At 38.9% G+C, this 5,958-nt stretch carries 5 protein-coding genes and 1 pseudogene; 5 read left to right on the forward strand and 1 reads right to left on the reverse strand.

Annotation, left to right across the window (positions count from 1 at the left end):
• From tsaB to tsaD, 3 genes are all read left to right on the forward strand, one after another.
• Nucleotides 1–681 (forward strand): tRNA (adenosine(37)-N6)-threonylcarbamoyltransferase complex dimerization subunit type 1 TsaB (gene tsaB, locus GMD1S_RS09825; RefSeq protein WP_000630228.1); only part of this gene is annotated, 681 nt, incomplete at its 5' end.
• Nucleotides 678–1,115, forward strand: coding sequence for a ribosomal protein S18-alanine N-acetyltransferase (gene rimI, locus GMD1S_RS09830; protein ID WP_000569855.1), 438 nt, complete (start codon nucleotides 678–680; stop codon nucleotides 1,113–1,115). The genes tsaB and rimI, both read left to right, overlap by 4 nt.
• Nucleotides 1,105–2,115, forward strand: coding sequence for a tRNA (adenosine(37)-N6)-threonylcarbamoyltransferase complex transferase subunit TsaD (tsaD, locus tag GMD1S_RS09835; protein WP_000655082.1), 1,011 nt, complete (start codon nucleotides 1,105–1,107; stop codon nucleotides 2,113–2,115). Before rimI ends, tsaD begins: the two co-directional genes overlap by 11 nt.
• A 134-nt stretch (nucleotides 2,116–2,249) precedes the next feature.
• Here tsaD and GMD1S_RS09840 read toward each other — a convergent pair whose 3' ends face one another.
• A complete protein-coding gene (locus GMD1S_RS09840; protein WP_000551495.1) occupies nucleotides 2,250–4,538 on the reverse strand; it encodes a hypothetical protein in 2,289 nt (762 codons plus the stop codon).
• A gap of 394 nt (nucleotides 4,539–4,932) precedes the next feature.
• Here GMD1S_RS09840 and GMD1S_RS12000 point away from each other — a divergent pair.
• Together GMD1S_RS12000 and GMD1S_RS09845 are read left to right on the forward strand one after the other, a co-directional pair.
• Nucleotides 4,933–5,055 (forward strand): annotated as a pseudogene (locus GMD1S_RS12000) (MutR family transcriptional regulator); the annotation flags it as partial.
• Between the two features lie 262 nt (nucleotides 5,056–5,317).
• Nucleotides 5,318–5,944, forward strand: a complete 627-nt coding sequence (locus GMD1S_RS09845; protein ID WP_000673207.1) for a hypothetical protein — start codon at nucleotides 5,318–5,320, stop codon at nucleotides 5,942–5,944.
• The last annotated feature ends 14 nt before the right edge of the window (nucleotides 5,945–5,958 follow it).

The following is a 5,958-nucleotide window of genomic DNA, read 5'->3' on the forward strand; positions in this document are numbered from 1 at the left end:
AAAGTATTAGCTTTTGATACGTCCAGCAAGGCTCTTTCTCTAGCCATTTTAGAGGATAAGCAAGTTCTTGCCGAGACTATGATCAATATCAAGAAAAACCACAGTATCACCCTTATGCCTGCCATCGATTTTTTGATGGAAAGTCTGGACCTGACACCCAAGGACTTGGATCGAATCGTGGTGGCAGAGGGACCAGGTAGCTACACAGGTTTACGAATTGCGGTAGCCACTGCCAAGACTTTGGCTCATACTCTGAACATTGAGTTAGTGGGGATGTCCAGCCTCTTAGCTCTGGTGCCAAGTCAGCAAGAAGGCTTGGTGGTTCCTATCATGGATGCACGTCGCAACAATGTCTATGCAGGATTTTATGAAAATGCCAAGGCTGTCTTTCCAGAAGCGCACCTGTCTTTTGCGGAAGTGCTAGAGCAGGTCAAGGATGCTGAGCAGGTGACCTTTGTCGGAGAAGTTGGAGCCTTTGTGGAACAAATCCAAGAGCATCTGCCACAAACTAACTACGAAGAAACCTTGCCAAATGCAGCTAATCTAGCTCTTTGGGCCTGGGATAAGGAAGCAGACTCCTTGCACGACTTTGTGCCAAATTACCTCAAGCGTGTCGAAGCCGAGGAAAACTGGCTCAAGAATCACACCGAGTCTGGCGAGTCTTATATTAAACGCCTATGATAGAGATCAAACGAATCCAACAGCGACCTGACTTGGCTCAAGCTATCTATGCTGTTATGGTAGATGTTTACCCAGTCAGCCCTTGGACGCTGGAACAAATCCAAGCAGACCTATCCCAAGATCAGACCTGGTATGCATTGGCTTATGATGGGGGAGAAGTGATTGGCTTTCTAGCCGTTCAGGAGAATCTCTTTGAAGCAGAAGTCCTACAAATCGCTGTCAAAGGAGCCTATCAGGGTCAGGAAATTGCGTCAGCCTTGTTTGCTCAATTGCCGACAGATAAGGAGATTTTCCTTGAAGTCAGAAAGTCAAACCAACGAGCGCAAGCATTTTACAAGAAAGAAAAGATGGTGGTCATCGCTGAGAGAAAGGCCTACTACCATGACCCAGTCGAGGACGCCATTATCATGAAGAGAGAAATAGATGAAGGATAGATATATTTTAGCATTTGAGACATCTTGTGATGAGACCAGTGTCGCTGTCTTAAAAAACGACGACCAGCTCTTGTCCAATGTCATCGCTAGTCAAATCGAGAGCCACAAACGTTTTGGTGGCGTAGTGCCAGAAGTGGCCAGTCGTCACCATGTCGAGGTTATTACGGCCTGTATTGAGGAGTCGCTAGCAGAAGCAGGGATTACCGAAGAGAACATAACAGCTGTGGCGGTTACCTACGGACCAGGCCTGGTCGGAGCCTTGCTTGTTGGTTTGTCAGCTGCCAAGGCCTTTGCTTGGGCACATGGCCTGCCGCTTATCCCCGTCAACCACATGGCTGGCCACCTAATGGCAGCTCAGAGTGTGGAGCCTTTGGAGTTTCCTTTGTTGGCACTCTTGGTCAGCGGAGGACACACCGAGTTGGTCTATGTGTCAGAGGCTGGCGATTACAAGATTGTTGGGGAGACACGAGATGATGCGGTTGGTGAGGCCTATGATAAGGTCGGCCGTGTCATGGGCTTGACTTATCCAGCAGGTCGCGAGATTGACGAGTTGGCCCATCAAGGTCAGGATGTTTATGACTTCCCTCGTGCCATGATCAAGGAAGACAATCTGGAGTTTTCATTCTCAGGTTTGAAGTCTGCCTTTATCAATCTTTACCACAATGCTGAGCAAAAGGGAGAAAGCTTGTCTACAGAGGATTTGTGTGCTTCCTTCCAAGCAGCTGTCATGGATATTCTCATGGTAAAAACCAAGAAAGCCCTAGATAAATATCCTGTTAAAACCCTTGTTGTCGCAGGTGGTGTGGCGGCCAATAAAGGTCTTAGAGAACGCCTAGCAGCCGAAATTACAGATGTCAAAGTCATCATTCCACCCCTGCGTCTCTGTGGAGACAATGCAGGTATGATTGCCTATGCCAGTGTCAGCGAGTGGAACAAAGAAAACTTCGCAGGCCTGGACCTCAATGCCAAACCAAGTCTCGCTTTTGATACCATAGAATAAAGAGTCAGCTTGAGGCTGGCTTTTTTGCTAAAATATTTTAGGTAACTATATATCAGTTTACACTAGACACAATATATAGTGCTTACAAGAATATCAAAAAGGCGACTTCCAAGAGGAAATCGTCTTTTTCATGCTTATTTCAAAAATTCATACTCAAATAGGAATGGCACAATTTCAGAATTATAATACTCTTTTACCATTGTTTTCAATGTATTCAAGTGTCCGTTTAATTCGGGATAGTTATAGATTGTTTTATCATTTTCATCTTTTTCAGATGTGTTAAGCTCATCAATAATCTGATAAACTGAATACGTTAATTTAGAATTATAATTTTTCGTTTTCTTAGCTTCTGTTAGGACTTTTCCCCATTGTTCAAATAAATCAGTCTCTTTAGAACCTTGTTTCAATTTTGCTAAGCTGACTGTTGCTAGCGTATCTCCATTAGAGTTATCCAATGACAACTCATTTCGGTAGAATCGTCCATCAGAACCATATAAACTTCTCATGTGATTTTGCGTTTCAAGTGTTGTGAATAGAAGAATTTTCAATAAGTCTTGTTCAATCTTGTTACTTGATACAGCTTTATTAAAACGTTCAACGCCATCGGCCGATTTCATAATATTAGCACGCTGTGTCCAGTGACGATTATAAGTAATGTAGCGACTGGCGGCAAACATTGGGAGTTTTTCTAGGAAGTTGTCAGAGCGAAGGAAAAAGCCATGTCCATCATATCTACCTGCCATTATTAAGGTAGCGTGTAAATCTGGGTTATCAAATCCAGAACTATATACTGCCATATAGCCCAGAATGTTTGAATTAAATAAAGGAACAACACTCTTAGTTTTACCTTCATACTCTTTACCATTTAATCCTAGATAAAGTCCATTATTTTCATCATCTATGAACTTTCTTTTATCAAAGTACTTTTGGCTATACGTGCTATGTATCCTTTTAATAATGATATTATTTTCAGGAAGTAAATTTCCATCCTTATCAATATCATAGGCTTCTAATTTTAGTGACTCTAGTGCAACTTCTTCTTTACTCCAAAGAGCACACATAATCATCGCATGAATATTAGTGTGAAAGTGTTTGCGATTAAAAGCAAAACCACCTAAAAATTTTTGATTGATGAGATGCTGAGCTTTCCAATACTTTACAGGACTATAGACAATATAAGAATCTGTTGGTTGGCGTAAATAATATTTGAAAGCAGACCAGATAAAGATATTTCCGAGTTCGTTTGTCGCTTGTCCTTTAACCTCTTTTTTCATCTCCGTCACTAAAAAGCTCTTTTTCCAAGCAGATGATTTCTTACTAGTCCCAGCTTTTTGGTGTTCAATAGAAGTAGTCTCTGCATAAGGGGGATTCTCGTACATGATAATTGTCACTTTTGGGTCGTTGATATAGCGTTTAATAATTTCATTGTTAATGTATTCCTTGCTAAGAGCGTCAGCTCCTCGGACTAGTCCCATATTAAACGTATCTTCTTTCTCAGTTGGTGGGATAATGTGGCGAACCTTGTCACCTAGCAACTCAACAAGAACTTTATATTCATAGTATTCAATAGTAGAAAGGACGCAGTGACTTAGTTCCTCGTCGCTCATCAATTTCTCGAGGTTTCCAGTCCCAGCACATCTATCCAAAATAATATAATCATTTCCTTCTGGAACACGCTTAATAGCTTGTCGGACTAGCTCCAATGACTTTTCAACATAAGGTTCAGGAGTGTAGAAAGCTCCTAAGTTTTTCTTTTGTAAAGTATCATTGAGTTTATCCATCAAATAGTGAAATTGTGCATTAGTTTCACCGATATAGGGATTGATAAATTCTTTTAGTTTCTCAGGTTTCCGAATTTCACCAATAATTTTAACTTTACCAGTTTGGTCACCGATAAAATCAGACTTTTTAGCTCCTTTGTTTTCACGATAAAAACGTTCCGCCCAACCAACAATACAGTTTTCGTCAATGTTAATTTTTGTGTATTGCTTTGAACGTAGTAAAGTAATGAGACGACTTTCATCTAGTTGACTTTGACCGTATTCTAAAACCTCAAGAGGAGCATCAGAAGAAAAACCAGCTGTTTTAACACTTGCACCACCAAAATATACTTTTTCGATATGTGTTAAATATTCCTGACTATCAAAAACGTAGATTTTTTCATTCGTTAGCGATACAAGCAGAATGTTTTTAGGGATTTCTTTCCCTTTGATTCTCCGAGCGGATAGATATTTGATGGTTTGGAATAGAACAGAGTTAATATCATTGATAACAACTTTAAATTCAATCAGATTTCCATATACAATACCATCTGTATAATCCGTTAAAATATCATCTGTTTTCAAAGTTTTATCAACAAGAGGTAGATAATCTTGATAAAACTTGAGTTGTCCATCAACTTCGTTTGAGAAATGGTTATGCATATTGTAGCTCCCCATTTCTCTCTAAAGATAACTCAGAAAACTCAACATAAAAAGCCTTCTCACAAAAATGTGAAAATGCCTGTTTTAATGCTTGACAAAAAACACGTCCGATTACATAATCAGCGTGAGCTGTGAGCTGTGATTGCGTTCATAATACTTAATTTCCTTTATTTTTGTTACTTCTATTATATCAAAATTTTGAAATCCTGCGAAGAATTTAGACATTATTAAAAGACGATTTCCGTTTGTAAGTCGCCTTTTTGATATTCTCGTAAGCACTATATCTTGTGTCTAGTGTAAACGGGTATATAGTTCCCATATTTTATAACATGTTAAAAAAGGAAAAGTATTTACGAATGGAATAGTAAAGAGGGTTTTGGACAGGAGTTTGGTCATGATTGAAAAGATGGCATTGGGAGAATTTTACAAGGAATTGCGATTGGCTAGAAAACTCAAGCAGTCAGATGTAGCTTGTGATGGACTGACAGCATCTCAGTTATCCAAGTTTGAGTTAGGGTAGTCTTCGTGTTATACTGTCTTTGTTTCATAGTATAGGAGAAAATAGAATGAAAAAGATAATCTCTGTACTGCACCCCAAAAGTTAGATTTTTCTGTCTAACTTTTGGGGTGCAGTACAGTTTCAGTCTTTTTTATTTTGACTATCTGTTACTAGTTTTTGATCAATTCTTTGTTTCCTCAAAATTTAGAGAACAAATCTCAAAATGTAATCGAAAAATTCAAAGTTTGTCAATCCTAGAGTTTTCTTGTATAGTAGAAATATGAAATTTACAAAAATAATTAGTAGTTTGCTTGCTATTGGAGTGCTAATCTTATTTATAAAATCTTACCAAAACTTTAAAAATTTGGAATTTCCTAGTACGCAGTTAGTCATGTTTAAATCTCTTTCCTTTTATATGTCCACAGAATCTTTTGAAAAAGTATTTGGAGAAGCTGATAAAGTTGTTGAGGAAACAGAAATGGCTTATCGTGATACTTGGCGTGCAGAAGACCCTTATTTTTATAAAACAGGTCGCCTCTTCTACTATTACGAAAACATGAGGTGGAAAGACTATACTGTTCGTGCAGATTTCACATTTTCAAAATGGCATACTTTAGAAGAAGTAAGAGTCTCTTTTCCTATCAATTCAAAAGTGGAACAGAAAGAACTGGTCAACAATTTATCTCAGTTTATAAAAACAGAGATTGAAACTTTGCCAGACTATCAGTCTTTGACTGTTGAAATGCTAGGACTCGAGAAAGATTCTTATCGATATAAAGCCAAATTACAAGGACAAATGGAGGAACTCTGGGTTGAAGTCTATCCAACAGAACTAGGTTATCATGAGAAACCTGAAGATAAGAAATATGGGGTTGGGATTAGTCAATATCGGAGGCATGCATCGTAATCCTTTCCTTCTAT

It is taken from the genome of Streptococcus sp. GMD1S, from assembly GCF_000296875.1.
GTDB lineage: Bacteria > Bacillota > Bacilli > Lactobacillales > Streptococcaceae > Streptococcus.

What these genes read in the sequence shown, in the direction of transcription:
- GMD1S_RS09840 (WP_000551495.1), bottom strand. Translation starts at nt 4,538, where the DNA reads ATGCATAACCATTTCTCAAACGAAGTTGATGGACAACTCAAGTTTTAT.
- GMD1S_RS09845 (WP_000673207.1), top strand. Translation starts at nt 5,318, where the DNA reads ATGAAATTTACAAAAATAATTAGTAGTTTGCTTGCTATTGGAGTGCTA.
- rimI (WP_000569855.1), top strand. Translation starts at nt 678, where the DNA reads ATGATAGAGATCAAACGAATCCAACAGCGACCTGACTTGGCTCAAGCT.
- tsaD (WP_000655082.1), top strand. Translation starts at nt 1,105, where the DNA reads ATGAAGGATAGATATATTTTAGCATTTGAGACATCTTGTGATGAGACC.